Raw genomic sequence first — 1,689 nt, forward strand, 5'->3', positions numbered from 1 at the left:
CCCGTCACCCGAATGGTCGCAGCGGCGGTCGCCAAACACTCGGGCATCGACGTCATCCAGGCGCTTCGGGTCAAGGCCTTCGCTCGCGACTCGGCTCGCTTGGGCAGCGCCGCCCGCGAACGCAACCTCGCGGGCGCAGTCCTGCTGCGGCGCCGCCGACTGATGATCGATCACGAGGTGCTCCTCGTCGACGACATTGTCACCACCGGCGCTACTGCGCGCGAGTCGGTGCGGACGCTGCATTCGGCCGGTGTCCGGGTCGCCGCTGTGCTCACCATTGCGCACGCGTGAGCCGGCCACTAGTCGCCGCCGGCGATTCAACACCGCGTCAATACGTGAAGAACGCGCAACAGGTACACGAAAGTACTGGCACTTACCGGTGAACAGGGGTTACCTTCGGGGCAAGCACCGTGAGCACCCACGGCGGTCGCCATCGATCGAGGCGCCGAGTCACCGATAGCGGTAGGGGGTGAGTTCTCGACACCTTGCACCGGCGGGCGGACTGCGCTAAAACCCTGTGAACCCGTCGGCGCCTGAATTTAACAACCGGGCACGCCGATCGCGTGCGATGCGACAGAAACGAGTTGCCAAGTATGTCGACGCAAACCGTGGATCCTGGCCAGCCGCTGGCCGACACCGACGAGCAGGCCGAACCGACACTGAAAGCCGAGGTCGTCGTCAAAGGCCGCAACGTTGAGATCCCCGATCACTACCGCATCTACGTCTCGCAGAAACTTGCCCGCTTGGAACGGCTGGACCGCTCCATCTATCTTTTCGACGTCGAGCTCAAGCACGCGCCCAACCGGCGGCAGCGCAAATCATGTCAACGCGTGGAAATCACCGTGCGGGGCCGTGGCCCGGTAATCCGCGGCGAGGCTAGCGCCGACAGCTTCTATGCCGCGTTCGAGTCGGCGGTTGACAAGCTGGAGAACCGGCTGCGCCGAGTCAAGGACCGTCGCAAAGTTCACTACGGTGACAAGACGCCGATTTCGCTCTGCGAGGCGACCGCTGCGCCGCCGCCTGAGCAGAACGGCACGCCGACCGAAGACACGCCCCACGAGCGCGACGGTTCCGCCGTTGAGCACCAGCCAGGGCGCATCGTGCGTACGAAAGAACACCCGGCCAAGCCGATGTCAATCGACGACGCGCTCTACGAAATGGAGCTGGTCGGTCACGACTTCTTCCTCTTCTTCGACAAGGACACCGAGCGGCCGTCGGTCGTCTATCGCCGGCACGCCTACGACTACGGTCTGATCCGACTGGCCTGACGCACTCCTCTGACGCGCCGCGGGCGCGGAACGCCCAGGTGGCCAAGTCACCTAGGATAGGGACGCTGACATCGGTCGGAGGATCCGTCTAACCCACAGGGGATATAGCTGTGCTGTCGAAGTTGCTGCGCCTTGGCGAAGGTCGCACTGTCAAGCGCCTCGCGCGCGTCGCCGACTACGTCAATGCCTTGGCCGACGACGTCGAGAAACTCACCGACGAGGAGTTGCGGGCTAAGACCGACGAATTCAAGAAACGGCACGCCGACGGCGAAAGCCTCGACGACCTGCTGCCCGAAGCCTTTGCGGTAGCCCGGGAAGCGGCCTGGCGCGTGCTGGACCAGCGGCCCTTCGACGTGCAGGTGATGGGCGCTGCGGCGCTGCACTTCGGCAATGTCGCCGAGATGAAGACCGGTGAGGGCAA

Annotated in this window: 2 protein-coding genes and 1 pseudogene; all 3 read left to right on the forward strand. The window is 64.6% G+C overall.

The window, feature by feature from the left end:
• The coding region (locus WA317_RS16880) for a ComF family protein (RefSeq protein WP_425174120.1) at positions 1-291 on the forward strand (291 nt) is incomplete at its 5' end.
• 317 nt (positions 292-608) lie between these two features.
• Complete coding sequence (gene hpf, locus WA317_RS16885; RefSeq protein WP_425174121.1) at positions 609-1,268, forward strand: ribosome hibernation-promoting factor, HPF/YfiA family; 660 nt, start codon at positions 609-611, stop codon at positions 1,266-1,268.
• Between the two features lie 110 nt (positions 1,269-1,378).
• Positions 1,379-1,689: pseudogene (locus tag WA317_RS16890) on the forward strand (preprotein translocase subunit SecA); the annotation flags it as partial.

Origin of the sequence: Mycobacterium sp. (assembly GCF_049802695.1) — a bacterium.
Classification (GTDB): Bacteria; Actinomycetota; Actinomycetes; order Mycobacteriales; family Mycobacteriaceae; genus Mycobacterium.